This is a genomic window from Neisseria polysaccharea (assembly GCF_963392925.1).
Taxonomy (GTDB): domain Bacteria; phylum Pseudomonadota; class Gammaproteobacteria; order Burkholderiales; family Neisseriaceae; genus Neisseria; species Neisseria polysaccharea.
This window is the reverse complement of sequence record NZ_CAUJNZ010000012.1, coordinates 1-25,782: the sequence shown is the minus strand read 5'-3', so window position 1 is coordinate 25,782 and position 25,782 is coordinate 1. Positions and strand designations below refer to the sequence as shown.

The window sequence follows — 25,782 nt, the reverse complement described above, 5'->3', positions numbered from 1 at the left end:
AGAGTTTTCATGCAGCTTAATCCTGCTGAAATTAGCGATTTGATTAAAGCCAAAATCGAAAATCTGTCCGTCAATACAGAAGTGCGTACCCGTGGTACCGTTGTTTCTGTTACAGACGGCATTGTGCGCATTCATGGCTTATCAGACGCGATGCAAGGTGAGATGCTCGAATTCCCCGGTAACACTTTCGGTCTGGCTATGAACTTGGAGCGTGACTCCGTCGGTGCCGTAGTGTTGGGTGAGTACGAACACATTAAAGAAGGCGATACAGTTACCTGTACCGGCCGTATTTTGGAAGTGCCGATCGGTCGCGAATTGGTTGGCCGCGTAGTTGATGCATTGGGTCGTCCTATCGACGGTAAAGGTCCAATCAATACAACTTTGACTGCTCCAATCGAAAAAATCGCACCGGGTGTGATTGCGCGTAAATCGGTTGACCAACCCATGCAAACCGGTCTGAAAGCCATTGACTCTATGGTTCCGGTTGGTCGTGGTCAACGTGAGCTGATCATCGGTGACCGTCAAACCGGTAAAACTGCCGTAGCACTGGATGCCATCGTTAACCAAAAAGGTACAGGCGTTATCTGTATTTATGTGGCTATCGGTCAAAAAGCATCTTCTATTGCCAACGTAGTACGCAAATTGGAAGAGCATGGCGCGATGGAACATACTATCGTGGTTGCTGCGACTGCTTCTGAAGCCGCTGCACTGCAATACATCGCTCCTTACTCCGGTTGTACCATGGGTGAATTCTTCCGTGACCGCGGTGAAGATGCGCTGATCGTATACGATGACTTGTCTAAACAAGCCGTTGCATACCGTCAAATTTCCCTGCTGCTGCGCCGTCCACCTGGCCGTGAAGCCTATCCTGGCGACGTATTCTACCTGCACTCCCGTCTGTTGGAACGTGCAGCCCGTGTCAGCGAAAACGAAGTTGAAAAACTGACCAATGGCGAAGTAAAAGGCAAAACCGGTTCTCTGACTGCGTTGCCGATTATTGAAACCCAAGCCGGTGACGTATCAGCATTCGTACCAACCAACGTAATTTCGATTACAGACGGCCAAATCTTCTTGGAAACCGACTTGTTCAACGCCGGTATCCGTCCTGCAATCAATGCCGGTATTTCCGTATCGCGCGTAGGTGGTGCAGCACAAACCAAAGTCATCAAAAAACTGGGTGGCGGTATTCGTTTGGCGTTGGCACAGTACCGTGAATTGGCGGCGTTCTCGCAATTTGCTTCCGATTTGGACGAAGCAACACGCAAACAGCTGCAACACGGTGAAGTGGTTACTGAATTGATGAAACAAAAACAATTCAGTACATTGAACACTGCCGAAATGGCATTGACTTTGTGGGCGATCAACAACGGTTCTTACGCAGATGTTCCGGTATCCAAAGCCTTGGCTTTCGAAGCAGAATTCCTGAGTTTCGTACATACGCAACATCCTGAGGTTCTGGAAGCGATTAATGCATCAGGCGCAATGTCTGACGAAAGTGAAAAAGCATTGACCGAAGCCATGAAATCTTTCAAATCTTCTTACGCTTACCAAGCATAAGTATTGAGATGAAAGGAGTCTGAAATGGCAGTCGGAAAAGAGATTCTCACCAAAATCCGTAGTGTTCAAAATACCCAAAAGATCACTAAAGCGATGCAAATGGTGTCGACCTCTAAAATGCGGAAGACTCAAGACCGGATGCGCTTAGCGCGTCCGTACGCCGAAAAAGTGCGTACAGTGATGAGCCATCTTGCACAGACTAATGCCGATCATGGTATCAAACTGTTGGAGCCGCACCGCGAAGTGCGTCGTGCCGGTTTCATCTTGATTACCTCGGACAAAGGTTTGTGCGGCGGCTTGAACGCAAACGTACTGAAAAAGTTTTTGGCGCAAGTTCAAGAGTATCAGGAACAAGGCATCGAAGTCGAAGTCGTGTGCCTGGGTAGCAAAGGTTTGGCTGCATGCCAAAGCATCGGTTTGAATGTTATTGCCAGCGCAACCAATTTGGGCGACACCCCAAAAATGGAGGCGTTGCTTGGCTCTTTGACCGAAATCTTCCAACGTTATGAGAAGCATGAATTAGACCGTATCCATATGGTTTACTCACGTTTTATCAACACGATGCGCCAAGAGCCGCGTATGGAAGTTTTGCTGCCTATCGGTGAAAACGTTATTGACGACGGAACAGGTCATTCTTCATTTACTTGGGAATACCTCTACGAGCCGAGTCCTATCGCCGTATTGGAATATTTGGTTCGCCGCTATTTAGAGTCTGTGGTTTATCAGGCATTGAGCGACAACATGGCATCTGAACAAGCCGCGCGTATGGTAGCGATGAAAGCCGCAACCGACAACGCAGGCAATGCCATCAAAGAATTGCGCTTGGTGTACAACAAATCGCGTCAAGCCGCGATTACCACAGAATTGTCAGAAATTGTAGCAGGTGCGGCGGCAGTTTAATGCCGTCTGAAGCCTGAACAGGAAATTAGGATACGATAATGAGCCAAGGCAAAATCGTACAAGTTATTGGTGCGGTGGTTGACGTGGAATTTCCACGCGACGCTATCCCGCATGTTTACGATGCCCTGAAATTGGACGAGAACGGTCTGACTCTGGAAGTTCAACAGCTTCTGGGTGACGGCGTTGTCCGTACTATTGCAATGGGTAGTTCAGACGGCCTGAAACGCGGCATGTCTGTAAGCAATACTGGTGCGCCAATCACTGTGCCGGTAGGTAAAGGTACATTGGGTCGTATTGTCGACGTATTGGGTACACCTGTTGATGAAGCAGGTCCTATCGATACCGACAAGAGCCGTGCCATTCACCAAACTGCTCCAAAATTCGACGAGTTGTCTGCAACTACCGAATTGTTGGAAACCGGTATTAAAGTGATCGACTTGCTGTGTCCGTTTGCTAAGGGCGGTAAAGTAGGTCTGTTCGGTGGTGCCGGTGTAGGCAAAACCGTGAACATGATGGAATTGATTAACAACATCGCCAAAGCGCACAGCGGTCTGTCCGTGTTCGCAGGTGTGGGTGAACGTACCCGTGAAGGTAACGACTTCTACCACGAGATGAAAGATTCCAACGTATTGGATAAAGTAGCCATGGTGTATGGCCAAATGAACGAACCTCCAGGCAACCGTCTGCGCGTTGCTTTGACCGGTTTGACTATGGCCGAATACTTCCGTGACGAAAAAGATGAAAACGGTAAAGGCCGCGACGTATTGTTCTTCGTGGACAACATCTACCGTTACACCCTGGCCGGTACCGAAGTATCCGCACTGTTGGGTCGTATGCCTTCCGCAGTGGGTTACCAACCGACATTGGCCGAAGAAATGGGTCGTTTGCAAGAGCGTATTACCTCTACCCAAACCGGTTCCATTACTTCCATCCAAGCCGTTTATGTACCTGCGGACGACTTGACCGACCCGTCTCCGGCAACTACGTTCGCCCACTTGGACGCAACCGTCGTATTGAGCCGTGATATTGCATCTTTGGGTATTTACCCTGCAGTTGACCCGCTTGACTCTACTTCACGCCAATTGGATCCGATGGTATTGGGTCAAGAGCACTACGACGTAGCGCGCGGTGTACAGTCTACTCTGCAAAAATACAAAGAATTGCGCGACATTATCGCCATTCTGGGTATGGACGAATTGTCTGACGAAGACAAACTGACTGTAATGCGTGCCCGTAAAATCCAACGCTTCCTGTCTCAACCGTTCCACGTTGCCGAAGTGTTTACAGGTTCTCCAGGCAAATATGTCGCTCTGCGCGATACTATTGCCGGTTTCAAAGCCATTTTGAACGGCGAATACGATCATCTACCCGAGCAGGCATTCTATATGGTCGGCAGCATTGAAGAAGCAGTAGAGAAAGCGAAAACCTTAAACTAAGGAGGTCGGCATGAGCGTCATGCAAGTTGAAGTGGTCAGTAGCGAGCAAAACATCTATTCGGGCGAAGTCAGCTTTGTAGTGGTTCCGACCGTTCAAGGTGAGCTTGGTATTTACCCGCGACACGAGCCGATTATGAGTTTGGTGCGGCCGGGAGCTTTGCGTTTGACCGTTCCGGGCGAGGATAAGGAGGTCTTGGTTGCTGTTTCCGGCGGCGTCTTGGAAGTTCAACCTGATAAAGTTACCGTTTTGGCGGACGTTGCCGTCCGTAGTGCAGAGATGGATCAGGCACGTGCGGAAGAGGCGAAAAAAGCTGCCGAAGCCGGTATCTCTCAAGCCAAAGACGATAAGGATTTGGTAGAGGCACACAAGGCATTGGCTGCCGCAATTGCACAGCTTAAGACTTTGGACTATATCCGTTCGCATAAAAAATAAAACTTATGTGGTTTGGAAAAGCACGGCTCTTTGACCGTGCTTTTTATTTTCCGGGTTTAAATCAAAGACTGTGTTTGAATAGGGCGTTGGCAGGCATAGCCCGCTTCAAGGTATTCAATAGGGCAGTCTGCCGCCTAACCGAAACATATAGTGGATTAACAAAAATCAGGACAAGGCGGCGAAGCCGCAGACAGTACAAATAGTACGGCAAGGCGAGGCAACGCCGTACCGGTTTAAAGTTAATCCACTATATTATCCGTCCGACCGGGTTTCAAATCAGCCGCCTTCGAGATAAACCTATTCAAACAGCAATGGAAACAGTAAAATAAAACCTTTATTTTATCGAACAATAAGCCATGCTTACCTTCCAACAAATCATCTTCAAGCTGCAAACATTCTGGGCAGACAAAGGCTGCACTGTCATCCAACCTTTCGATATGGAAGTCGGCGCCGGCACTTCCCACCCTGCCACCTGCTTGCGCGCGCTCGGTCCCGAGCCTTGGTTTGCCGCCTACGTCCAACCCAGCCGCCGCCCCAAAGACGGCCGCTACGGCAACAACCCCAACCGCCTGCAACACTATTACCAATTCCAAGTCGCCCTCAAACCCGCCCCCGCCAATATCCAAGACCTTTATCTCGACTCCCTGCGCGAATTGGGCATCGATCCCAAAGTGCACGATATCCGCTTTGTCGAAGACGACTGGGAAAACCCCACCCTCGGCGCGTGGGGTTTAGGCTGGGAAGTCTGGCTCAACGGCATGGAAGTAACCCAGTTTACCTATTTCCAACAAGTCGGCGGCATCGACTGCACGCCCGTACTCGGCGAAATCACCTACGGCATCGAACGCTTGGCGATGTACCTGCAAGGCGTGGAAAACGTCTATGACCTCGTTTGGGCAAAAACGCCGGACGGCAACACCGTAAGCTACGGCGACGTGTACCACCAAAACGAAGTCGAACAATCCACCTACAACTTCGAATACAGCGATGCCGACTGGCTGCTGCGCCAGTTCAACGACTACGAAGCACAAGCCAAACGCCTGCTTGCCGTTGAAGGAGCAAGCCTTGCCCTGCCTGCCTACGAGCTCGTCCTCAAAGCGGGGCATACGTTCAACCTTTTAGATGCACGCGGCGCGATTTCCGTAACCGAACGCGCCACCTACATCGGGCGCATCCGCGCGTTGAGCCGCGCCGTGGCGCAAAAATATGTCGAAAGCCGCGAAAAACTGGGCTTTCCCTTAATGAAGGCAAATGTCGCCTAGGGGAGCGACGATTTTTACGTTCGGGCAGCCCGATAAGGCAGCCGTCTGGAAGCCATTATATTTTTTTAGGAAAATCATGCCTGTCTATTTCCGCACCCCGAGCAGGAAACACCTGCACAAAATGAACCGCCGCCAGCATAAAAAGCTGCATTTGGGAGAGTTTCAAGCATTGATTTTCGGCGTTCGAGGCAGTTTGCACCAAGCTGCGGACGATGCCGAAGCGTTTGACCGCTTTATGGACGAGCTGATTGCGTATCTTGAGGCAAACGGCTTTGAAATGGCGGGCGGGGGCGATTGCGGTGATTTTTCGTGCCTGTTTCAAAAATCCGGCGCCCGAAGCTTGGGCGAAACCGAGAAAAAAGCCATTATCTCTTGGCTGGCAGGTCGCGAAGATGTCGCTACTTTGCACGCCACCCCGCTGGTTGATGGTTTTTATGGGGATGACGGCTGGGAAAATTACAGCGAAACCTATAAACAGGCAGATTAACCAAATTTAAAGAAAGCCGAATGATGACCCAAACCCTTTTAATCGAACTCCTTACCGAAGAACTTCCGCCCAAAGCCCTGAATAATCTGGGCAACCATTTTGCCGCCGCCGTTGCCGAAGGCTTGGAAAAAGCGCAACTGGTTGACGGCGCAGCCGAATTTACGGCTTATGCCTCGCCGCGCCGTTTGGCGGTTCAAGTCAAAAATGTGAAGGCCGTTCAGGCCGATCAAAAAATCGTGAAAAAAGGCCCCGCCGTGGCGAATGCCGTAAAAGACGGTGTGCCGACCAAGGCTTTGGAAGGTTTTGCGCGCGGTGCTGGGGCGAAAATCGAAGATTTGACCATCGTCCACGACGGCAAACAGGATGTGTACGCCTATGAATACGTCCAAACCGGCAAACCGTTGGGCGAGCTTTTGGAAGACATTATCAATCAAGCGGTTAAGAAACTGCCGATTCCGAAAGTGATGCGTTGGGGCAGCAGCACGTTTACCTTCGTGCGTCCTGTACATAGTCTGATTGTGCTGCACGGCGGCGACATTGTGAACGTCAGCATTTTGGGTTTGCAAAGCGGCAACAAAACTTTGGGACACCGTTTCCTTTCCAGCGGCGAAATCGCCATTGAAAATGCCGACAGCTACGCCGCACAAATGCGCGGGCAAGGCAAAGTCGTCGCTTCGTTTGCCGAACGCAAAGCCGCGATTCAGACGGCCTTGAATGAGCAGGCACGCCGTCTGAACGCGACCGTTGCCGCCGATGAAGCCCTGTTGGACGAAGTAACCGCGTTGGTCGAATGGCCTGTGGTATTGGAAGCCGGTTTTGAAGAACACTTCCTCGCCGTGCCTCAAGAATGCCTGATTCTGACCATGCAGCAAAACCAAAAATACTTTCCGCTACTCGACCGAAACGGCAAGCTGATGAACCGCTTCCTGCTGGTTTCCAACCTGCAAACCGAAGACCCGTCGCACATCATCCAAGGCAACGAACGCGTATTGCGCGCGCGCCTGTCTGATGCCGAGTTCTTCTACAAACAAGACCAAAAAGCGACTTTGGAAAGCCGCCTGCCGAAATTGTCCGGCGTGGTTTACCACAACAAAATCGGTTCGCAAGCCGAACGCATCGAACGCCTGCAAAGCATCGCCGCCCACATCGCCAAGGCTTTGGGTGCGGATGCCGCCGCCGCCGAACGCGCCGCGCGTTTGGCAAAAGCCGACTTGGTAACCGAAATGGTCGGCGAGTTCCCCGAACTGCAAGGCACGATGGGCAAATACTATGCCCGCTTGGACGGCGAAACCGAAGAAATCGCCGCCGCCGTCGAGCAACACTACCAACCGCGTTTTGCCGGCGACAAACTGCCTGAGGGCAAAGTGGCAACCGCCGTCGCACTTGCCGACAAACTGGAAACCTTGGTCGGCATTTGGGGCATCGGTCTGATTCCGACCGGCGACAAAGACCCCTACGCCCTGCGCCGTGCTGCCTTGGGTATTTTGCGTATGCTGATGCAGTACGGTTTGGACGTAAACGAGCTGATTCAGACGACCTTCGACAGCTTTCCTAAAGGCTTGCTTGACGAGAAAACGCCGTCTGAAACCGCCGACTTTATGCAGGCGCGCCTTGCCGTGTTGCTGCAAAACGATTATCCGCAAGACATCGTCGCCGCCGTACTTGCCAAGCAGCCGCGCCGTTTGGACGATTTGACCGCCAAATTGCAGGCTGTTGCCGCGTTCAAACAACTGCCTGAAGCCGCCGCGCTCGCCGCCGCCAATAAACGCGTGCAAAACCTGCTGAAAAAAGCCGATGCCGAGTTGGGCGCGGTTAACGAAAGCCTGTTGCAACAGGACGAAGAAAAAGCCCTCTTTGCCGCTGCGCAAGGCTTGCAGCCGAAAATCGCCGCCGCCGTCGCCGAAGGCAATTTCCAAACCGCCTTGTCCGAACTGGCTTCCGTCAAACCGCAAGTCGATGCCTTCTTCGACGGCGTGATGGTGATGGCGGAAGATGCCGCCGTAAAACAAAACCGCCTGAACCTGTTGAACCGCTTGGCAGAACAAATGAACGCGGTGGCCGACATCGCGCTTTTGGGTGAGTAACCGTTGTACAGTCCAAATGCCGTCTGAAGCCTTCAGACGGCATCGGACGTATCGGAAAGGGGGAACGGATTGCAACCTTTAGTCAGCGTATTGATTTGCGCCTACAACGTAGAAAAATATTTCGCCCAATCATTAGCCGCCGTCGTGAATCAGACTTGGCGCAACTTGGAGATTTTGATTGTCGATGACGGCTCGACAGACGGCACACTTGCCATTGCCAAGGATTTTCAAAAGCGGGACAGCCGTATCAAAATCCTTGCACAAGCTCAAAATTCCGGCCTGATTCCCTCTTTAAACATCGGGCTGGACGAATTGGCAAAGTCGGGGGGGGGGAATATATTGCGCGCACCGATGCAGACGATATTGCCGCCCCCGACTGGATTGAGAAAATCGTGGGCGAGATGGAAAAAGACCGCAGCATCATTGCGATGGGTGCGTGGCTGGAAGTTTTGTCGGAAGAAAAGGACGGCAACCGGCTGGCGCGGCACCACAGACACGGTGCAATTTGGGACAAACCGACTCGGCATGAAGACATTGTCGCCGTTTTTCCTTTCGGCAACCCTATACACAACAACACCATGATTATGAGGCGCAGTGTCATTGACGGCGGTTTGCGTTACAACACCGAGCGGGATTGGGCGGAAGATTACCAATTTTGGTACGATGTCAGCAAATTGGGCAGGCTGGCTTATTATCCCGAAGCCTTGGTCAAATACCGCCTTCACGCCAATCAGGTTTCATCCAAACACAGCGTCCGCCAACACGAAATCGCGCAGGGCATCCAAAAAACCGCCAGAAACGATTTCTTGCAGTCTATGGGTTTTAAAATCAGGTTTGATAGTCTTGAATACCGCCAAACAAAAGCAGCGGCGTATGAACTGCTGGAGAAGGATTTGCCTGAAGAAGATTTTGAACGCGCCCGCCGGTTTTTGTATCAATGTTTCAAACGGACGGACACGCCGCCCGCCGGCGCGTGGCTGGATTTCGCGGCAGACGGCAGGATGCGGAGGCTGTTTACCTTGAGGCAATACTTCAGCATTTTGCACCGGCTGATTAAAAACCGCCGGCAGGCGCGGTCGGATTCGGCAGGGAAAGAACAGGAGATTTAATGCAAAACCACGTTATCAGCCTAAGTTCCGCCGCAGAACGCAGGGCGCACATTGCCGCAACTTTCGGCGCGCACGGCATCCCGTTTCAGTTTTTTGATGCACTGATGCCGTCTGAAAGGCTGGAACAGGCGATGGCGGAACTCGTCCCCGGTTTGTCGGCGCACCCCTATTTGAGCGGAGTGGAAAAAGCCTGCTTTATGAGCCACGCCGTATTGTGGAAACAGGCGTTGGACGAAGGTCTGCCCTATGTTGCCGTATTTGAGGACGACGTTTTACTCGGCGAAGGCGCGGAGCAGTTCCTTGCCGAAGACGGTTGGCTAAAAGAGCGGTTTGACCCGGATTCCGCCTTTATCGTCCGTTTGGAAACGATGTTTATGCACGTCCTGACCTCGCCCTCCGGCGTGGCGGACTACTGCGGGCGCGCCTTCCCGCTGTTGGAAAGCGAACATTTTGGTATGGCGGGTTATATTATTTCCCGAAAGGCAATGCGTTTCTTCTTGGACAGGTTTGCAGCCCTGCCGTCTGAACGCCTGAAGGCGGTGGATTGGATGCTGTTCAGCAGTTTTCTCGACAAAGGGGATATGACGGTTTGCCAACTGACCCCTGCCTTGTGCATCCAAAGCGAAACCCTGCCCAGCCAACTGAAAAACGGCAGGCAGGAATCGTACCGCAACCGCCGCTCCCCGAAGGTTTTGTTGAAACGCGCTTTGGGAAAAATCGGCAGGGAAATCGAAAGGGCGAGGGAACGGAAACGTCAGAAAAAATTGGAAAAACACCTTGGGCGGCACGTCGTCCCGTTTGAATAGGTTTTGGCCTTTCCTTATTTGGCGGGTGTGCGCTGTCCCTAAATTTATGTCGGGGAATCCGGTTTGTTCGGTTTCACTTGTTTTCGGGTAAGTCCTAATCCGTTATTCCCACGAAAACAGAAAACCAAAAGCAGAAATCTAAAATTTCGTCATTCCCGCGCAGGCGGGAATCCAGTCCGTTCGGTTTCGCTTGTTTTAAGTTTCGGGTAACTTCCACTTCGTCATTCCCGCGAAAGTGGGAATCCGGTTCGTTGAGTTTCAGTCATTTCCGATAAATCACCGCAACGTTAAATTTCCAGATTCCCGCCTGCGCGGGAATGACGGCAGGGGGATTTCTGTTTTTCCGACAAATTCCTAGAACTTAAAATTCCGTTATTCCTACGGAAACAGAAACCAAAAGCAGCAACCTAAAATTCGTCATTCCCGCAAAAACAGAAAACCAAAAAACAGCAACCTAAAATTCGTCATTCCCGCGCAGGCGGGAATCCAGTCCGTTCGGTTTCGTTTGTTTTAAGTTTCGGGCAACTTCCACTTCGTCATTCCCACGAAAGTGGGAATCCAGTCCGTTCGGTTTCGTTTGTTTTAAGTTTCGGGCAACTTCCACTTCGTCATTCCCGCGAAAGTGGGAATCCGGTTCGTTGAGTTTCAGTCATTTCCGATAAATCACCGCAACGTTAAATTTCTAGATTCCCGCTTTCGCGGGAATGACGGCGGAGAGGGTTTGTTGTTTCGGATAAATCCCTGTAGTTTTTCGTTTCTAGATTCCCGCCTTCGCGGGAATGACGGTGGAGGGGTTTCTGTTTTCCCGATAAATACCCACAAGCTAGGATCTCGTTATTTTCATAAGAATAGAAAACCAAAAGCAGCAACCTAAAATTCGTCATTCCCGCAAAAACAGAAAACCAAAAAACAGCAACCTAAAATTCGTCCTTCCCGCGTAGGCGGGAATCCAGTCCGTTGAGTTTCAGTCATTTCCGATAAATCACCGCAACGTTAAATTTCTAGATTCCCGCTTTCGCGGGAATGACGGCGGAGAGGGTTTGTTGTTTCGGATAAATCCCTGTAGTTTTTCGTTTCTAGATTCCCGCCTTCGCGGGAATGACGACACGGGAAATCTTATTTGAACCTACTATCTTAATCGGCTGCAAAATGCCGTCTGAACGGGTTTCAGACGGCATTTCTGTTTATGCGAAATCGCCCCAAAGCGTCTGCATCGCGGCGATGGCGGCGAGTGGGGCGGTTTCGGTGCGCAGGATGCGTTTGCCCAATGTTACTGCTTGGAAGCCGGCTTCAAATGCATATTGCTCTTCTTGTTCCGTCCAGCCGCCTTCGGGCCCGACCATAAAGACGATTGCGCCGGACGGGTGGCGGATGTCGCCGAGTTTGCGGGCGCGGTTGATGCTCATAATCAGCTTGGTGCTTTCAGACGGTATTTTGTCGAGTGCTTCACGGTAGCCGATGATGGGCAGTACGGGGGGAACGGTGTTTCTGCCGCTCTGTTCGCACGCGGAGATGACGATTTCCTGCCAGCGTGCGAGGCGTTTGGCGGCGCGTTCTCCGTCGAGGCGGACGATGCAGCGTTCGCTGATGACGGGCTGTATGGCGGTTACGCCGAGTTCGACGCTTTTTTGCAGGGTAAAGTCCATGCGATCGCCGGAGGAGATGGATTGGATGAGTGTGATGTTCAGCGGGGATTCCGTATCGGCGGTTTCTTCGTGCAGGATTTCCGCCACGGCGCGGCGTTTTTCCAAAACGGTCAGCCGTGCGGTATGTGCCTTGCCTTTGCCATCGAAGAGGGTGATGTTTTCGTTGGGGCGGACGCGTAGGACGTTGAGGTGGCGGACGATGTTGTCGGGCAGGGCGACGGTTTGTCCGACGGAAAGGTTTTCGGGCAGGTAGAATCGGGACATGGTTTTTGGCGGTTCGGACGGTTATAATCCGTCGCAGCGGCGTGATGGAAACGGACATTATACGTTCGCGCGCCGCAAGTTCAAAATATGAGGACAGTAGGAAGTGTTACACCGTTTGCAGAAAGTCGTGCGCCATATCGCGCAAACCGAAATTATGCCGCGTTTTTTGAATACGCCGTCTTGCCGTAAGGAAGACGGTTCGATGTTGAGCGAGGCGGACATTGCCGCGCAGACGGCTTTTGCTGCCGCGTTGCCGCTTCTGATCGATTGCCCGATGTTGGGCGAGGAAATGTCGCGGCAGGAACAGTCGGCTTTGTGGGAACAATATTCGGGGGAAAAGGGGCTGTGGATTGTCGATCCGATAGACGGGACGAACAATTTTGTCAACGGGCTGCCGCATTTTGCGGTGTCGGTGGCGTTTGTCCGCAACGGGCGTGCCGAATTGGGCGTAATCTACAATCCGGTCAGCGGCGAATGTTTTTATGCCGAACGCGGGCAGGGGGCGTTTTTAAACGGGACGCGCCTGCCTTTGCGTTTGGTGGACAAAAAGTTGAACGAGGCAATCGCGGGCGTGGAAATCAAATATCTGCGTTCGGGCAAACTTTCCAGCCGTATGAGTACGCTCGCGCCTTTCGGGACGATACGGAGTATGGGCAGCAGTACGTTGGATTGGTGTTATCTGGCGTGCGGGCGTTATGATGTTTATGTCCACGGCGGGCAGAAGCTGTGGGATTATGCCGCCGGCGCGTTAATTTTCGAGGAGGCGGGCGGCAGGCTGACGACTTTGGAAGGCGACGGGTTTTGGAGTGGTGAACACGTGTTCAAACGCTCGGTCGTTGCCGCGCTCGAACCGAAGCTGTTTGAACGCTGGGTCGGGTGGATACGGGAAAACCAATAGGTTTCAACAGGTTTGTTAATATATTTTCACGATTAACGTTCCTTAACATTAATTCGGGTACAATCCTTTCCGCTGATTACCGCTGCCGTTTCTCCCTTTTCGGCAGTGCAGCAAGTAAGACGTTTTCCCGCAATGTATTGACCATTCATACTTACCCTTGGTATGAATGGTTTTTTTTGCACGTTGAAAATGCCGTCTGAACGTTCAGACGGCATTTTTATGCGACAGGTTTCAGATATTTGCCGCAGCAGGCTTTGAATTTTTTGCCCGATCCGCAAATGCAGGGTTGTTTCATCGCAGGATGCGGAACGGTGGGATCGATAAAATACCATTGTCCGCCGATGTTGACGAAGCCGGACAGTTCGTGATGCGCGGATCGGTGTTGTCCGTCTCGGAAGTAGGCTTCAAATTCGACTTGGGCGTGCTGTTTGCCGAAGTTGCGGTGTGCGATGACGTTCAAGCCCAGCCATTCGGTTTCTCTGCTCCACTGCATCAGTTCGGCGGCATCGAGGAATGTTTGTTGCGCCGGAACGGTAGTAGCGATGATGTAGTCGATAAGGTGCAGCACATACGCGCTGTACCGCGAACGCATGAGGGCTTCGGCGGTGGGCGGCAGGATTTGGCGCAGATGAAGCGGGCGGCAGCAGCCGGCATAGCTTGTGCCTGAACCGCAGGGGCAGGGCGGGGTGTGGTGTGTGTTCATCAAAATTTCCTCACCGGTTGAAACCCCTCCCTTTAGGGAGGATAATCAAATTGGGAGAGATGTAACCTCTTCCAATTCAGGGCAACACGTAGGGCGACGCTTTATGTGTCGCCCTGTGTGTTGAAACATTTTGTTTGGGAATGCAAATGCCGTCTGAAGGCTTCAGACGGCATTGCCGGCACGGCAGCCCGTCAGGGCATCAGCATACCGCCGTTGACATGAAGTGTCTGGCCGGTGATGTATTTTGCTTGGTCGGAAGCGAGGAACAGAACTGCATCGGCAATATCTTGCGCTTCACCGAATTTGCCCAACGAAGTTTGCGCTTCAAAGGTTTGGCGGGTTTCTTCCGGCAGGGCGCGGGTCATGTCGGTATCGATAAAGCCGGGGGCGACGCAGTTGACGGTAATGCCGCGGCTGCCGACTTCGCGCGCCATGGATTTGGAGAAACCGATTAAGCCTGCTTTTGCCGCGGCATAGTTGGTTTGACCGGCATTGCCCATCACGCCGACGACGGAGGTAATGTTGATGATGCGGCCGGAACGTTGTTTCATCATACCGCGCAAGACGGCTTTGGAGGCGCGGAAGACGGATTTTAGGTTGACCTGCATGATGTCGTCCCACTCTTCTTCTTTCATACGCATCAGGAGGTTGTCGCGGGTGATGCCGGTGTTGTTGACCAGAATGTCGAGTTTGCCGAACGTTTTTTCGATGTCGGCAATCAGGTTTTCGATGGTTTCGGGTTCGGCAGAATCCAATGCACGGCCTTCGCCGCCCCATTGTGCCAACCGCTCGCTAATCGCTGCCACACCGCTCTCACTGGTCGCCGTACCGATGACTTTGGCACCGGCTGCCGCCAGCGTGTCGGCAATCGCTGCACCGATACCGCGCGATGCGCCTGTTACCAAAGCGATTTTGCCGCTTAAATCTTGTGTGCTCATATTTTTTCCTTTTTTCCGATAATCGAAGGACTGCGCCGGACGGTGCAGCCCTGTTTGCTGTTTATTCCCACTCGATGGTGGCAGGCGGTTTGCCGCTCACATCGTAAACCACGCGGTTGATGCCTTTGACTTCGTTGATGATGCGGTTGGACACTTTGCCCAACATGGAATACGGCAGTTCTGCCCAATGCGCGGTCATGAAGTCGCTGGTGATGACGGCGCGCAGTGCAACGACGTAGTCGTAAGTGCGTCCGTCTCCCATTACGCCGACGGATTTCACAGGCAGGAATACGGCGAAGGCTTGGCTGGTCAGATCGTACCAAGGCGTGCCGTTTTCGTCGGTAGTGTTGCGTAATTCTTGGATGAAAATATCGTCTGCCTGACGCAGCAAGTCGGCGTATTCTTTTTTCACTTCGCCCAAGATACGCACGCCCAAGCCGGGGCCCGGGAACGGATGGCGGTACACCATTTCGCGCGGCAAGCCCAAAGCAACGCCCAGTTCGCGCACTTCGTCTTTGAACAAGTCGCGTAAAGGCTCAAGCAGCTTGAGCTTCATGTTCTCAGGCAGACCGCCGACGTTGTGGTGTGATTTGATGGCGTGGGCTTTTTTGGTTTTCGCGCCTGCGGATTCGATTACGTCAGGGTAAATCGTGCCTTGCGCCAACCATTTGGCGTTGGTGAGTTTTTTCTCTTCGGCATCAAATACTTCGATAAATTCCGCGCCGATGATTTTGCGTTTTTTCTCGGGGTCGGTAACGCCGGCGAGTTTCGCCATAAACTGCCCTTCGGCATCGACGTGTATCACTTTCACACCCAAGTTGCGGGCGAACATATCCATCACCATTTTGCCTTCGTTCAGGCGCAACAAACCGTGATCGACGAACACGCAGGTCAGTTGGTCGCCGATGGCGCGGTGAATCAGCGCGGCGGCTACGGAAGAGTCCACGCCGCCCGACAGGCCTAAAATCACTTCGTCGCTGCCGACTTGTTCGCGGATTTTGGCAACGGCTTCTTCGATGTAGTTGGGCATCGTCCAGCCTGGTTGCGCGCCGCAGATGTCCAAGACAAAGCGGTTCAACAGGGCGCGGCCTTGTTTGGTGTGGGTAACTTCGGGGTGGAACTGGATGCCGTAGAATTGTTTTTCAGTGTTTTCCATCATGGCAATCGGGCAGGACGGAGTGTCGCCGATGACGGCGAAACCGTCGGGTAGTTTGGACACTTTGTCGCCGTGGCTCATCCATACGTCCAATGTATTGGGCGCGTCGTCGTAAATATCGCGCGTCAGTCCGCTGTCGATGGTTTTAACTTGCGCGTAACCGAATTCGCGCTGGTTGCCGGGCTGCACTTCGCCGCCTAAGTGGTGCGCCATAAATTGCATGCCGTAGCAGATGCCCAAAATCGGAATGCCCAAATCAAAGATACCGGTATCGGCTTGATAGTCGGATTCGTAAACGGAATTGGGGCCGCCGGAAAGGATGATGCCTTTGGGGTTGAAGGCTTTGATTTCGTCCAAAGGCATGTCGAAGGAATGCAGCTCGCAGTAAACGTGGGCTTCGCGCACGCGGCGGGCAATCAGCTGGGTAACTTGCGAACCGAAGTCGAGGATGAGGATTTTGTCTTGGGTCATAATGGGTTTTACGGTGATTGAAGATAATCGGATGGGTCGGCGGATATGATGCCGTCTGAAAGGGTCGGGGCGATTGTACCATTTCAGACGGCATTTTGTTTATGCCGTCCGGACGGCGGCATCTTTGTTTGAGATATTGCGTAACATCGTGTAGTAGCCGTTTTGGGACATCAGTTGTTCGTGTGTGCCTTGTTCGATGATTTTGCCGTCGTCCATTACGATGATGCGGTCGGCCCCTTCGATGGTGGTCAGGCGGTGGGCGACGATGATGCCGGTGCGGTTTTCCATCAGGTGTTCGAGCGCTTGTTGGACGAGGCGTTCGGATTCGTTGTCCAATGCGCTGGTGGCTTCGTCCAATAATAATATCGGCGCGTCTTTCAAAATGGCGCGGGCAATGGCGACGCGTTGCCGCTGTCCGCCGGATAAGTTGCTGCCGTTCGATCCGATGGGCTGGTGCAGTCCGAGCGGGGATGCGTCGATCAGGCTTTGCAGGTTGGCGGCTTGGAGGGCGGATAGGACTTCGGCTTCGCCCGCGTCGGGACGGCTATATCGGACGTTTTCAAACAGGGTGTCGTCAAACAGGAATACGTCTTGGGAGACGAGGGCAAATTGGGCGCGCAGGCAGTCGAGTTTGATGTCGGCGATGTCGATACCATCTATGCAGATGTTGCCGGCAGACGGTTCGACAAAGCGGGGCAGCAGGTTGACGACGGTGGATTTGCCGCTGCCGGAACGTCCGACCAGGGCGACGCGTTCGCCTTGTCTGATGTCGAGGTTGAAGTTGTCGAGGGCTTTGATGCCGTCTGAACGGTATTCGACATCGACGTTGCGGAAGCTGATGCGCCCTTCGACACGCTGCGGCGCGAGCGTGCCTTTGTCCTGTTCAGGTGGGGTGTCGAGAAATGCACATACGCCGTCGGCGGCGAGGAACATCGTCTGCATAGGGATGCTGATGTTGGCAAGGCTTTTGATGGGTGCGTACATTTGCAGCATCGCGACGATGAATGCCATAAATTCGCCGATGGTGGTGTAGCCCTTTTGGCTTTGCCACAGGGCGATGAAGATGACAACGGCGAGGGCAATCGAGGCAATCAGTTCGCTGAACGGGGAATGTGCCGCCGTTGCCTGCGTGATTTTTTTGCTGAGGCGGACGATGGTGCGGTTGATCGCGTCGAACCGGTTTGCCGCCTGCGCCTGCCCGTTGAACAGCTTGACGACGCGGTGTCCCTGATGGGTTTCGGCAATCACGTTGTTCATCGTGCCTATGCTTTTTTGCGAGTCGGAAATGACGTGCTTCAGACGGTCGCGGTAGTAGCGCGAGAGCAGGGAGAGCAGGGGGAACATCAGGACGACGATAAGGCTGAGCTGCCAGTTGAGGTAAAGCAGGACGATGGTCAGGCCGGTAACAATCATTGTGTCGCGCGTGAGAACGGTAAAGATGTCGCTGGCGTTGCTGACCGACTGTTCGGTCAGGTTGAGCATATTCATCAGTACGGTGCCGGACGGCGTTTCCTGATGGTAGCGGGAGGAAAGGGTCAGCATTTTGGCAAACATATCTTTGCGGATTTTGCTGATGGTCATCACGGAGACCCAAGTCATCAGATAGGTGCTGGTAAAGCGGCAGATGCCACGGATGACGACGAGGATGATGAGAAAGAGCGGGACGGTCCAGATTTTGTTTTCCGTCCCCCAAACCATATAGGTAAACTGTTCGCGCCAGTTTTGCAGGGTGGAAAGGATGCCGGCGGCGGCAGACAGCTCGGGCGGAGCGGCGGGTGCGGAAAAGCCGTGGTTAATCAGAGGGGCGATGAAGGCGGCAAGGTAGCTTTCGGTGGCGGCAACGCCGAAAATGGCAATCAGGGCGGCAACGATGCGGATTTTGTAGGGGCGGACGTACGCCATCAGGCGCATAAAGCTGCGCGCGTCTTCTTTTTTAAACAGTCCGAAAGTCAGTTTTTCTATCATATCGGTAGGGCGGGAACTGCAATGGCAGCCGCTGTCGGTGGTTTGGTAGGGATGGATTATAGCGCAAATATGCGGCTGTTTGCCGTTCGGACGTGAAAAGCAGCCTGAAGAGGGCAGGCTGCTTTTTGCGGAACGAAGTCAGTGCGCTTCGATAAAGGCGGCAACCTGTCCGGCATCGGTCAGTGCGCTGCACGCGGTGATTTTGTTGATGCGTTTTGCCAAGCCCGCCAACACTTTGCCCGGGCCGCATTCGGCGGATTCGGTGATGCCGTCTGAAACAAGGGCGTTGACGGTTTCCGTCCAGCGTACGGGGCTGTAAAGCTGGCGGACGAGCGCGTCTTTGATTTTGTCGGCATCATCGTAGGCGGCAACATCGGCATTGTGGATGACGCGGATTTGCGGCTGCTTGATTACAACCGATTTCAGGGCCTCAGCGAGTTTGTCGGCGGCGGGTTTCATCAGGCTGCAATGGGAAGGTACGGATACAGGCAGCGGCAGGGCGCGTTTGGCGCCGGCTTCTTTGGCGGCGGTCATGGCGCGCTCGACGGCGGCGGCATTGCCTGCAATCACGACTTGTCCGGGCGAGTTGAAGTTGACGGCTTCGACCACTTCATCCTGTGCGGATTCGGAGCAAATTTGTTTTACCTGTTCATCTTCCAAGCCGAGAATCGCCGCCATTGCGCCCACGCCTTGCGGTACGGCAGACTGCATCAGTTCGGCGCGTAGGCGCACGAGTTTGATGGCGTCTGCAAAATCCAATGCGCCGGCGGCGACAAGCGCGGTATATTCGCCGAGGCTGTGTCCGGCAACGGCAGCAGGCGTTTTGCCGCCCGCTTCCAAATAGGCGCGGTAAACGGCAACGCCGGCGGCGAGCATGATGGGTTGGGTATTGACGGTTTGACCGATGATTTCGGCATCGCTACCGTTAATCATCGCCCACAAGTCCTGCCCCAATATGGCGGAGGCTTCGTCAAATGCGTTTTTGACGATGGCGTGTCCGGCAAAGCCGTTCATCATACCGAGGCTTTGGGAACCTTGTCCGGGAAAAAAGAAGGCAAAAGACATAGTATTCCTTTGTTGGGTTGGATTGTCAGAGATGTTGCCCGAGTTTTACAAAAAGTTCGGGCGGAACGAAATAATCAATCAGGATGCAGGTCGCCAGGACATTACCTGAAACAGTCAGACGGAACAGCACAACAAAACGCTTTTTCGCCGTTTTATGCCTGAATATCCTGCTGCCCAAGTATGCGCCCGTCCAACCGCCGAACAAGGCAGGCAGGAGCAGGCAGTATTCGGGAATGCGGTACTTTCCCTGTACGGCACGCCGTTTGTCGATGCCGTAAAGTGCAAATGTGTAAAAAGACAGTATGGCGTAACACGCTCCCAATAGGGGACATAATATGAAAACAGCGGATAAAAAGGCTGTGCATATTGTCAGCTTGAGGAAAGGCAGTTGCTTCATAGGATGGGAAATGCCGTCTGAAAACCTGCTTCAGACGGCATGGTATTCAATATTGCAGCAATACCGCGCCCCACGCGAAACCGCCGCCGATGCCTTCGAGCAAGAGGTTTTGTCCGCGTTTGATTTGTCCGCTGCGGATGCCCGCGTCCAAAGCCAGCGGAATCGAGGCTGCGGACGTGTTGCCGTGGTCTTGGACGGTCAGGATGACTTTGTCCATACTTAGCCCCAAATGTTTTGCGGTCGATTCAATAATGCGGCGGTTTGCCTGATGCGGCACAATCCAGTCGATTTGAGCGGCGGTGTAACCTGCTTCTTCGATAACGTCATCGGCGATTTTGGACAGCATTTTGACGGCAAACTTGAACACGCCGGGACCGTCCATCGAAATGTACGGCGAACCGGAAACTTTGCCACAGGCGATTTGCCCGGGGACGTTTAAGAGTTTCAGATAATTGCCGTCGGCTTTGAGTTTGGCGTGGATGATGCCCGGTTCGTCGGACGCGCTTAAAACCACCGCGCCCGCGCCGTCGCCGAAGAGGACGCAGGTTGTGCGGTCGTTCCAGTCTACAATGCGGCTGAAGGTTTCCGCGCCGATGACCAGTGCGTTTTTCGCCATACCGCTTTTAATGTAGGCGTTTGCCGTAGTCAGCGCGTACATAAAGCCCGCACACACTGCCTGAACGTCGAAGGCGGGGCAGCCGTTGGTGATGCCCAATTTTTGCTGCACGATGGTTGCAGTAGACGGAAACTGCATATCCGGCGTTGCCGTCGCCACGATAATCAGGTCGATTTCATTGCCGTTCAAACCTGCGGCATCCAGCGCACGGCGGGCCGCTTCGGCTGCAAGATCGCTGGTTTTCTCGTTTTCGGCTGCAATATGGCGGAACTTAATGCCTGTACGCGCGGTAATCCACTCGTCAGAGGTATCTACCTTTTGGGCAAGGTCGTCATTGCTGACGCGGTTGGCGGGAAGATAGCTGCCCGTGCCGGAAATTTTGGCATACTGCATGGGAACGGCCTTTTTAGAGAGTTGGTTCAGATTCGGCTATTGTAAGCGAAAAACCGATGATTGCCCAATACGGACAGGGTGCAAATGACGGAAACAGGGATGGGGGTGTGGTTTGGGATACAGATGGTTTTCAGATGCAGATTGCCGTGGACAGGCAGGGCGGGGTTGCCGATATGCTGTTTTAAGCGAAGGAAATGCCGTCTGAAAACCCAAGCTGCTTCAGACGGCATTTTGATTGTTGGTTTTCCATCAAATTATTGGTGCTGGTGTTTGTTTTTGTCTGATAAATTCAGAAATGATATTTTGAATTGTAGAAATATTTTTAGAGATATGCTCAATAGGGTAGAAGTCTCCCCAAATTTCTATTGTATTTCCACTATAATATCCTTTTTCAAAATAGACAGTTAATTCGGTATGGCCAAATTTGGGTTCAGGAATAATTCTGAAAACAAGGACGCCGGCTTTTTTCTCAAAATTTGATACGGAAAAAAAGTGATTGATTTCCCTAATGCCAGGATTTTCCAAAACGGGGATTTGGATTCGTTCTCCATTATCTGTAATAAAAAATCCGCCAAAAACAACCGTTGATGTTTTCATGTTTATCAACCCATTGGCTTTATTGGTTAATCGGACGTGCTTTCTATCTCAAATTCCTTGTTGATCAAAGAAATTTCCCGGGATTCTTGTTCCGTCAGCTGGACATCGAAATCTTCGATATAAGTACACAGGATTTCAAAAGCCAAAAAACGTTCCGAATCAAGCACACCATGTTCCCAAAAGATTGGGATGAGGCTAGAATTAGGGCTGAAGTTACTTCGGCTTGGGAGAAAAGAAAGGAATTAGAAGGTCAAAAATGGAGAGGTACAAGTAAATCTGGTGTTGAAATAGAAGGATTTACGGAACCTAATCGAACAGCTTATCCACTTTATAATAGTAAATGAAGTATTGATTAAAAAGGTGTTTTTAAATGTATAAAATAAAATGTTTTTATGATCAGTTTAGTTCTGGTGAATTATTTAACTACTGCCAGTTTTTAGATAATTCTTCTAATCAAAAGATAAATACACGAGGAACAGTGTATCAATATATTATTTATGTTTTAACAGGAGACCTTTATCTACAAAAAGACATAGATGAAAATTTAGAATTTATCCATCAAGCAGAAAATAATCCCAATGAAGTTTATTCAGGAGGTGGACAAGGTTTTTGCTGGGATATTTCTGCTGAAAAAGTAGTTTTCTATCACAACGAATTTGATGAAGAAGACGGCTGGCCTGATTTAAGCTGTTCGCTGCATACTTTTAAAACTGCTTTAATTGCTTGGAATGCTTTTTTGCAATTGCCTAAAAGTATTCATTCGGTGGTGGAGACTGTGATTGAGGAATAAGCATAATTAGCTTAATGAATAGAATCAGCGATATAGATTGGACTGCAAATCCACGCTTATACGCTGTGCCATGATTAAGATGTTAGAACTTGTATTGAATACAAGTTCTCATAAACGAATGGCAGTAAGCATTTGATTTAGATAAAATCCTTGAAAATGAATATAATCCAATGCGGATTCAATCAGACGGGCATCAAGCCTGCCTTCAAGGGATTTTCCGAACTTCATAATCCGTTTGTCTAGAGCTTTCATCCGTTTTTCTAATGTCTTCATTTTTCAAATACTCCGGGCGATATTTAGGACAGGTCTTTTTGTTATTTTGAATAAAATACAGGTTCTACCGCGCTGATCACTTCTATGACAGAATCGTTGAAAAAGAAGACATAAGCCTTGTAATATGCCTTTTCGAAGAAATCAAAACTTTCTTTTTTCAACCAGTCCATATAACTGTCATCTATTATTTCAAAAAAATAATGTGGTGTAGCAGGATTTTTATCACAATGATTTTTTGCTCTGTTTTGGAATAAATATTCTGAAAATTTTACTTTATAAGATTCATCCGTCAGTTGGAAATGAATGACGGAGTCTATAAATATTTCAATGTGCACTTCCTTATTGCAATCGGATGCTGAAATATTCACATCTTGTTCAGTAGCATAAACCTTATCCAAATAAAATCTGCAGTTATTTTTTGGGAATTGTAACGGTTTGATTTTATAAATATTATTATTATTCATGATTTTTATTGATTTTCCAGTAAATCTTCGTCTTACCTGGTTTTGAATATTTTCGCACTGGATGGGCGTTTTGATCGGTAAGGTGGACAGATGCCGTCTGAAACGGTTGGTTTTCAGACGGCATAGGGTGTGTTTCTTTACAAGTCGGCGGCGATTTCGTTTTGGACTGCTTTGGCAGCTTCGAGTGCGGCGAGCTGTTCGGCTACGCCTTGTTCGATTTTGGAAAGGCTGGCAGACTTGGCTTCATGGTAGGCTTCTTCGAGGGCATAGCGGAAACCGGTTTCGTCTGTGCCGCCGTGGCTTTTAATCACGATGCCGCGCAGCCCGAGCAGGATGGCCCCGTTGAATTTGCGCGGGTCGAGTTTGTTTTTCAGCCCTTTAAGGGCGGGTAGGGCGGCAACGGCGGCAAGTTTGTTGAACAGGTTGCTTTGGAATTCGCGGCGGATGGCTCCGCTCATGAATTTGACTGCGCCTTCGATGGTTTTGAGCATGACGTTGCCGACAAAGCCGTCTGCGACGACGACATCTGCTTCGCCGTAGAGGATGCTGTTGCTTTCGATGTTGCCGATAAAGTTGAGTTTGCTGTTTTGCAGCAGTTTGTAGGTTTGTTTGACGGTGTCCGTACCTTTGATGTCTTCTGTGCCGACGTTGACCAGCCCGACGCGCGGTTGTCCTTTTTGAGGATGGAGTGCATGGACGAGTTCGCTGCCGATAACGGCAAATTGGGCGAGCTGTTCGGGGGTGCAGTCGACGTTCGCGCCAAGGTCGAGTGCAAGGGTAACATGGTCGGTGTCGGACGGGAGGAATTTGGCGATGGCGGGGCGTTCGATGCCGGGTATGGTCTTGAGGACGAAACGTGCGGTTGCCATGAGTGCGCCCGTGTTGCCTGCGGATACGGCGGCTTGGGCTTTGCCTTCTTTAACTTGGTTGATGGCAACGCGCATGGAGGAGTCTTTTTTGTTCTTTAGGGCGGACTGAGGGGATTCATCCATGCCGACAACTTGGGTGGTATGGCAGATGTCAATAAGTTCCATCGGCGCGCCTGCTGCGTTCAGGGCTTGGCGGAGCTGTGCTTCGTCGCCGGTCATAATCAGGCGGACATCGGGATGCGCTTGGAGGAATGCGGTTGCGCCGGGTACGGTAACGGCAAGTCCTTGGTCGCCGCCCATGGCATCTACGGCCAATGTAATCATAGGGTTTCTCCGGTAGGTTTTCGGTCTGCGGCAGGGAACGGATGGGTTTTCAGACGGCATCGGTTCGGAAAATATGCCGTCTGAAAGGGTCAGCCTCGGCTGCTTTCGGCAAGACGGTTGTGTTCGTCGATATCGAGTGCATCCCATGGATAGTTAATCCACCAGTCGTCTACGGTGATGCCGCTGAAATAGGGAATGCCTTCGGGGATTTTACCTGCTTTGGCTTTGATTTTTTCGTGTAGTACGGCGACGCCGACAGTGCCGAAGTCTTCTTTGAGCAGTTCTTTCAGGCAGAACTCCATGGTTACGCGGCTGTCGTCCACTTCGTCGACAACAAGGACGTTTTTACCTCGTAAGGCTTCGGGGACGGGGTCTAGCCATTGGACTTTTTTGACTTCTTCGGTAACTTGTCCTTCGTTGTCGCTGTCGTAATAAGCGGTGGTTACGGCATAAATCGGAATTTCCAGAAAACAGCGCAGCATACGTGCAGGAATAAAGCCGCCGCCGCCGATAGCGATCATGGCGTCGTATTTGACGCCGGAGTTCCGGATTTTTTCTGCCAATGCTTTGATGACGCGGTGGATATCATCGTAGGTGTACCAGATTTTCTGTTTCATCGGAATTTCCTTGGTGCTTTCGGGTATGTTTTCAAAATACGGGATATTATACGGAACGGTTTGTCCCTGTATATTGACCTATGGCGAAAGTTTGTACGGATGTTGCATCCAATACAAAAAAAGCCAGTAATTGCATGGCAATGTTCTGGCTTTTTCAGTCAGTCGAATAGGGATTATTCGCCCTTGGCTTTTACCACTTTGCGGCCGCGGTACATGCCGTTTGGAGAAATGTGGTGCGGGCGGTGCACTTCGCCGGTTGCGCTGTCGACAGACAGTGCGGGCGCAGTCAGCGCGTCGTGTGAACGGTGCATACCGCGTTTGGAAGGGGATTTTTTGTTTTGTTGAACGGCCATTTCAAGCTCCTAGATAAATAAACTGTGTCCTAATCAATTGCTTTTCAAACCTGCTAAAACAGCAAAGGGGTTTGGTTTGTCCCGATTGACTTCTTCCAGTGTCCCATTGTCGCCGCAGTCTTCGTGTCGAGGGGAGAAGGGGAGCGACATCAGGATTTGGTCTTCGACCAAGGTTTGTACGTCAAGCTCTTTTTCGAGCAACATGCCTTCCAATTCTTCATCGGCAAGCATGGCTTCGTCCAAATCCCCTTCATCGGCAAACAGGACGATACGGCTGGTTTCGTCGAGCAGAAACGGTACGGGCGTAATGCAACGCTGGCAAACCAGGGGCATATCGGCTTTGACGTTCAAGTCGAGAAACAGGCGTTGCAACCGGTCGCGGCCGCCTTGCAGCGTAAACGACACGCGTGTCTGTTTGTCGGCCGGATAATCGTGCGAACTGACGCGTTCATCCAATTCTTCGAGCAGGAAGCTGCCTTGCAGGTTCTGCCCTTCGGCGGCGAAAACTTCTGGGTCAATCAAATTAGGGTCTGACATAAACGGGGTATGATATAATTTAGATGTTCTAACGTCAATATTTTTAAGAAAAATGTTATGACGCACCGGAGACGGGTATCTGTGTTTCGGCGCATGGCTGGATTTTACCGCCCCTTCGGGCGTGTTTTCAACGGTAAGGAGGATGGGATGGGTTTGGAACTGCCTTTGATTTTGGGTACGAGTTCGGTTTTCCGCCGCGAACAGATGGAGCGGCTCGGCATTGTCTTTCAGGCGGTATCGCCCGATTTTGACGAAACGCCGATGCTGGGGGAGTCTGCCCCTCAGACGGCATTGCGCCTTGCCGAGGGTAAGGCGCGGTCGTTGGCCGGACGTTTCCCCGAGGCGTTGATTGTCGGTGCGGACCAGGTAGCG

Annotated in this window: 27 protein-coding genes and 4 pseudogenes; 13 read left to right on the top strand and 18 right to left on the bottom strand. The window is 51.7% G+C overall.

Annotated features, from left to right (window positions below; translation table 11 throughout):
• Positions 1-9 precede the first annotated feature (9 nt).
• The 9 genes and pseudogenes from atpA (at position 10) to RDY34_RS08195 (ending at position 10,074) form a co-directional block, all read left to right on the top strand.
• A complete protein-coding gene (atpA, locus tag RDY34_RS08240) occupies positions 10-1,557 on the top strand; it encodes a F0F1 ATP synthase subunit alpha (RefSeq protein WP_308074498.1) in 1,548 nt (515 codons plus the stop codon).
• Between the two features lie 24 nt (positions 1,558-1,581).
• Entirely contained in the window at positions 1,582-2,457 is an 876-nt protein-coding gene (gene atpG / locus RDY34_RS08235) for a F0F1 ATP synthase subunit gamma (protein ID WP_003750989.1), read from the top strand.
• 38 nt (positions 2,458-2,495) lie between these two features.
• On the top strand, positions 2,496-3,893 hold the full coding sequence (atpD, locus tag RDY34_RS08230; protein WP_003750991.1) for a F0F1 ATP synthase subunit beta: 1,398 nt from the start codon (positions 2,496-2,498) through the stop codon (positions 3,891-3,893).
• Positions 3,894-3,903: 10 nt separating this feature from the next.
• Positions 3,904-4,326, top strand: a complete 423-nt coding sequence (locus RDY34_RS08225) for a F0F1 ATP synthase subunit epsilon (protein ID WP_308074499.1) — start codon at positions 3,904-3,906, stop codon at positions 4,324-4,326.
• 356 nt (positions 4,327-4,682) lie between these two features.
• The gene (glyQ, locus tag RDY34_RS08215) at positions 4,683-5,588 is read left to right on the top strand and encodes a glycine--tRNA ligase subunit alpha (protein WP_025456706.1); all 906 of its coding nucleotides are present in this window, start codon (positions 4,683-4,685) and stop codon (positions 5,586-5,588) included.
• A 76-nt stretch (positions 5,589-5,664) separates the two neighbouring features.
• Entirely contained in the window at positions 5,665-6,075 is a 411-nt protein-coding gene (locus RDY34_RS08210) for a 50S ribosome-binding protein YggL (protein WP_025456707.1), read from the top strand.
• 20 nt (positions 6,076-6,095) lie between these two features.
• Complete coding sequence (glyS, locus tag RDY34_RS08205; protein WP_308184531.1) at positions 6,096-8,159, top strand: glycine--tRNA ligase subunit beta; 2,064 nt, start codon at positions 6,096-6,098, stop codon at positions 8,157-8,159.
• Between the two features lie 69 nt (positions 8,160-8,228).
• Positions 8,229-9,268, top strand: a pseudogene (locus RDY34_RS08200) (glycosyltransferase family 2 protein).
• The gene (locus tag RDY34_RS08195; protein WP_308184530.1) at positions 9,268-10,074 is read left to right on the top strand and encodes a glycosyltransferase family 25 protein; all 807 of its coding nucleotides are present in this window, start codon (positions 9,268-9,270) and stop codon (positions 10,072-10,074) included. The pseudogene RDY34_RS08200 and the gene RDY34_RS08195 overlap by 1 nt, the downstream one beginning before the upstream one ends.
• Positions 10,075-11,258: 1,184 nt before the next feature.
• Here RDY34_RS08195 and RDY34_RS08190 read toward each other — a convergent pair.
• Entirely contained in the window at positions 11,259-11,984 is a 726-nt protein-coding gene (locus tag RDY34_RS08190) for a 16S rRNA (uracil(1498)-N(3))-methyltransferase (protein ID WP_308184529.1), read from the bottom strand.
• Positions 11,985-12,087: 103 nt separating this feature from the next.
• On the opposite strand from RDY34_RS08190, the gene RDY34_RS08185 reads away from it, so the two are divergent.
• On the top strand, positions 12,088-12,882 hold the full coding sequence (locus RDY34_RS08185; RefSeq protein WP_002236180.1) for an inositol monophosphatase family protein: 795 nt from the start codon (positions 12,088-12,090) through the stop codon (positions 12,880-12,882).
• 217 nt (positions 12,883-13,099) lie between these two features.
• On the opposite strand, the gene RDY34_RS08180 is transcribed toward RDY34_RS08185, so the two are convergent.
• From RDY34_RS08180 to RDY34_RS08135, 10 genes and pseudogenes are all read right to left on the bottom strand, one after another.
• Entirely contained in the window at positions 13,100-13,585 is a 486-nt protein-coding gene (locus RDY34_RS08180; protein ID WP_042508475.1) for a YchJ family protein, read from the bottom strand.
• 191 nt (positions 13,586-13,776) lie between these two features.
• Positions 13,777-14,523 (bottom strand): 3-oxoacyl-ACP reductase FabG, encoded by a 747-nt coding sequence (fabG, locus tag RDY34_RS08175; RefSeq protein WP_308074503.1) that lies wholly within the window; start codon positions 14,521-14,523, stop codon positions 13,777-13,779.
• A 61-nt stretch (positions 14,524-14,584) separates the two neighbouring features.
• Positions 14,585-16,150, bottom strand: coding sequence for a glutamine-hydrolyzing GMP synthase (gene guaA / locus RDY34_RS08170; protein WP_025457646.1), 1,566 nt, complete (start codon positions 16,148-16,150; stop codon positions 14,585-14,587).
• 99 nt (positions 16,151-16,249) lie between these two features.
• Positions 16,250-18,115 (bottom strand): lipid A export permease/ATP-binding protein MsbA, encoded by a 1,866-nt coding sequence (gene msbA / locus RDY34_RS08165; protein ID WP_308074504.1) that lies wholly within the window; start codon positions 18,113-18,115, stop codon positions 16,250-16,252.
• Between the two features lie 138 nt (positions 18,116-18,253).
• Positions 18,254-19,180: an ACP S-malonyltransferase gene (gene fabD, locus RDY34_RS08160; RefSeq protein WP_308074505.1), complete on the bottom strand. Its 927-nt coding sequence runs from the start codon at positions 19,178-19,180 to the stop codon at positions 18,254-18,256.
• Positions 19,181-19,205: 25 nt separating this feature from the next.
• On the bottom strand, positions 19,206-19,577 hold the full coding sequence (locus RDY34_RS08155; protein ID WP_003751036.1) for a DUF1294 domain-containing protein: 372 nt from the start codon (positions 19,575-19,577) through the stop codon (positions 19,206-19,208).
• A 46-nt stretch (positions 19,578-19,623) separates the two neighbouring features.
• Positions 19,624-20,586 carry a beta-ketoacyl-ACP synthase III gene (locus tag RDY34_RS08150; RefSeq protein ID WP_003751038.1) on the bottom strand — a complete coding sequence of 321 codons (963 nt, stop codon included), beginning with the start codon at positions 20,584-20,586 and terminating at the stop codon, positions 19,624-19,626.
• A gap of 26 nt (positions 20,587-20,612) precedes the next feature.
• Positions 20,613-20,816 (bottom strand): hypothetical protein, encoded by a 204-nt coding sequence (locus RDY34_RS08145; protein ID WP_003751039.1) that lies wholly within the window; start codon positions 20,814-20,816, stop codon positions 20,613-20,615.
• 19 nt (positions 20,817-20,835) lie between these two features.
• Positions 20,836-21,183: a DUF6911 family protein gene (locus RDY34_RS08140; RefSeq protein WP_115437579.1), complete on the bottom strand. Its 348-nt coding sequence runs from the start codon at positions 21,181-21,183 to the stop codon at positions 20,836-20,838.
• Between the two features lie 26 nt (positions 21,184-21,209).
• Positions 21,210-21,341: pseudogene (locus RDY34_RS08135) on the bottom strand (MafI family immunity protein); the annotation flags it as partial.
• 3 nt (positions 21,342-21,344) lie between these two features.
• Between RDY34_RS08135 and RDY34_RS08130 the strand changes: the two are divergent.
• Positions 21,345-21,527, top strand: a pseudogene (locus tag RDY34_RS08130) (EndoU domain-containing protein); the annotation flags it as partial.
• Between the two features lie 26 nt (positions 21,528-21,553).
• Positions 21,554-21,973: a protein MafI gene (gene mafI / locus RDY34_RS08125; RefSeq protein WP_002214231.1), complete on the top strand. Its 420-nt coding sequence runs from the start codon at positions 21,554-21,556 to the stop codon at positions 21,971-21,973.
• Between the two features lie 138 nt (positions 21,974-22,111).
• Here mafI and RDY34_RS08120 read toward each other — a convergent pair.
• From RDY34_RS08120 to RDY34_RS08090, 7 genes and pseudogenes are all read right to left on the bottom strand, one after another.
• A pseudogene (locus RDY34_RS08120) lies at positions 22,112-22,246 on the bottom strand (MafI family immunity protein); the annotation flags it as partial.
• Between the two features lie 41 nt (positions 22,247-22,287).
• On the bottom strand, positions 22,288-22,710 hold the full coding sequence (locus tag RDY34_RS08115) for a hypothetical protein (RefSeq protein WP_003751047.1): 423 nt from the start codon (positions 22,708-22,710) through the stop codon (positions 22,288-22,290).
• Positions 22,703-22,834, bottom strand: coding sequence for a hypothetical protein (locus RDY34_RS08110; protein ID WP_003751048.1), 132 nt, complete (start codon positions 22,832-22,834; stop codon positions 22,703-22,705). The genes RDY34_RS08115 and RDY34_RS08110 overlap by 8 nt, the downstream gene beginning before the upstream one ends.
• 13 nt (positions 22,835-22,847) lie before the next feature.
• Positions 22,848-23,903 (bottom strand): phosphate acyltransferase PlsX, encoded by a 1,056-nt coding sequence (plsX, locus tag RDY34_RS08105; protein ID WP_003751050.1) that lies wholly within the window; start codon positions 23,901-23,903, stop codon positions 22,848-22,850.
• 89 nt (positions 23,904-23,992) lie between these two features.
• Positions 23,993-24,520, bottom strand: coding sequence for a phosphoribosyltransferase (locus tag RDY34_RS08100; RefSeq protein WP_308073839.1), 528 nt, complete (start codon positions 24,518-24,520; stop codon positions 23,993-23,995).
• A gap of 173 nt (positions 24,521-24,693) precedes the next feature.
• On the bottom strand, positions 24,694-24,873 hold the full coding sequence (gene rpmF / locus RDY34_RS08095; RefSeq protein ID WP_004283533.1) for a 50S ribosomal protein L32: 180 nt from the start codon (positions 24,871-24,873) through the stop codon (positions 24,694-24,696).
• 33 nt (positions 24,874-24,906) lie between these two features.
• Positions 24,907-25,410 carry a YceD family protein gene (locus RDY34_RS08090; RefSeq protein WP_308073838.1) on the bottom strand — a complete coding sequence of 168 codons (504 nt, stop codon included), beginning with the start codon at positions 25,408-25,410 and terminating at the stop codon, positions 24,907-24,909.
• A 147-nt stretch (positions 25,411-25,557) separates the two neighbouring features.
• Here RDY34_RS08090 and RDY34_RS08085 point away from each other — a divergent pair.
• Positions 25,558-25,782: Maf family protein (locus RDY34_RS08085; protein WP_308184534.1), on the top strand; the 225-nt coding region annotated here is incomplete at its 3' end.

Coding starts and splice junctions, on each gene's coding strand:
- atpA (WP_308074498.1), top strand. CDS start 10: ATGCAGCTTAATCCTGCTGAAATTAGCGATTTGATTAAAGCCAAAATC.
- atpG (WP_003750989.1), top strand. CDS start 1,582: ATGGCAGTCGGAAAAGAGATTCTCACCAAAATCCGTAGTGTTCAAAAT.
- atpD (WP_003750991.1), top strand. CDS start 2,496: ATGAGCCAAGGCAAAATCGTACAAGTTATTGGTGCGGTGGTTGACGTG.
- RDY34_RS08225 (WP_308074499.1), top strand. CDS start 3,904: ATGAGCGTCATGCAAGTTGAAGTGGTCAGTAGCGAGCAAAACATCTAT.
- glyQ (WP_025456706.1), top strand. CDS start 4,683: ATGCTTACCTTCCAACAAATCATCTTCAAGCTGCAAACATTCTGGGCA.
- RDY34_RS08210 (WP_025456707.1), top strand. CDS start 5,665: ATGCCTGTCTATTTCCGCACCCCGAGCAGGAAACACCTGCACAAAATG.
- glyS (WP_308184531.1), top strand. CDS start 6,096: ATGATGACCCAAACCCTTTTAATCGAACTCCTTACCGAAGAACTTCCG.
- RDY34_RS08195 (WP_308184530.1), top strand. CDS start 9,268: ATGCAAAACCACGTTATCAGCCTAAGTTCCGCCGCAGAACGCAGGGCG.
- RDY34_RS08190 (WP_308184529.1), bottom strand. CDS start 11,984: ATGTCCCGATTCTACCTGCCCGAAAACCTTTCCGTCGGACAAACCGTC.
- RDY34_RS08180 (WP_042508475.1), bottom strand. CDS start 13,585: ATGAACACACACCACACCCCGCCCTGCCCCTGCGGTTCAGGCACAAGC.
- fabG (WP_308074503.1), bottom strand. CDS start 14,523: ATGAGCACACAAGATTTAAGCGGCAAAATCGCTTTGGTAACAGGCGCA.
- guaA (WP_025457646.1), bottom strand. CDS start 16,150: ATGACCCAAGACAAAATCCTCATCCTCGACTTCGGTTCGCAAGTTACC.
- msbA (WP_308074504.1), bottom strand. CDS start 18,115: ATGATAGAAAAACTGACTTTCGGACTGTTTAAAAAAGAAGACGCGCGC.
- fabD (WP_308074505.1), bottom strand. CDS start 19,180: ATGTCTTTTGCCTTCTTTTTTCCCGGACAAGGTTCCCAAAGCCTCGGT.
- RDY34_RS08155 (WP_003751036.1), bottom strand. CDS start 19,577: ATGAAGCAACTGCCTTTCCTCAAGCTGACAATATGCACAGCCTTTTTA.
- RDY34_RS08150 (WP_003751038.1), bottom strand. CDS start 20,586: ATGCAGTATGCCAAAATTTCCGGCACGGGCAGCTATCTTCCCGCCAAC.
- RDY34_RS08145 (WP_003751039.1), bottom strand. CDS start 20,816: ATGCCGTCTGAAGCAGCTTGGGTTTTCAGACGGCATTTCCTTCGCTTA.
- RDY34_RS08140 (WP_115437579.1), bottom strand. CDS start 21,183: ATGAAAACATCAACGGTTGTTTTTGGCGGATTTTTTATTACAGATAAT.
- mafI (WP_002214231.1), top strand. CDS start 21,554: ATGTATAAAATAAAATGTTTTTATGATCAGTTTAGTTCTGGTGAATTA.
- RDY34_RS08115 (WP_003751047.1), bottom strand. CDS start 22,710: ATGAATAATAATAATATTTATAAAATCAAACCGTTACAATTCCCAAAA.
- RDY34_RS08110 (WP_003751048.1), bottom strand. CDS start 22,834: ATGCCGTCTGAAAACCAACCGTTTCAGACGGCATCTGTCCACCTTACC.
- plsX (WP_003751050.1), bottom strand. CDS start 23,903: ATGATTACATTGGCCGTAGATGCCATGGGCGGCGACCAAGGACTTGCC.
- RDY34_RS08100 (WP_308073839.1), bottom strand. CDS start 24,520: ATGAAACAGAAAATCTGGTACACCTACGATGATATCCACCGCGTCATC.
- rpmF (WP_004283533.1), bottom strand. CDS start 24,873: ATGGCCGTTCAACAAAACAAAAAATCCCCTTCCAAACGCGGTATGCAC.
- RDY34_RS08090 (WP_308073838.1), bottom strand. CDS start 25,410: ATGTCAGACCCTAATTTGATTGACCCAGAAGTTTTCGCCGCCGAAGGG.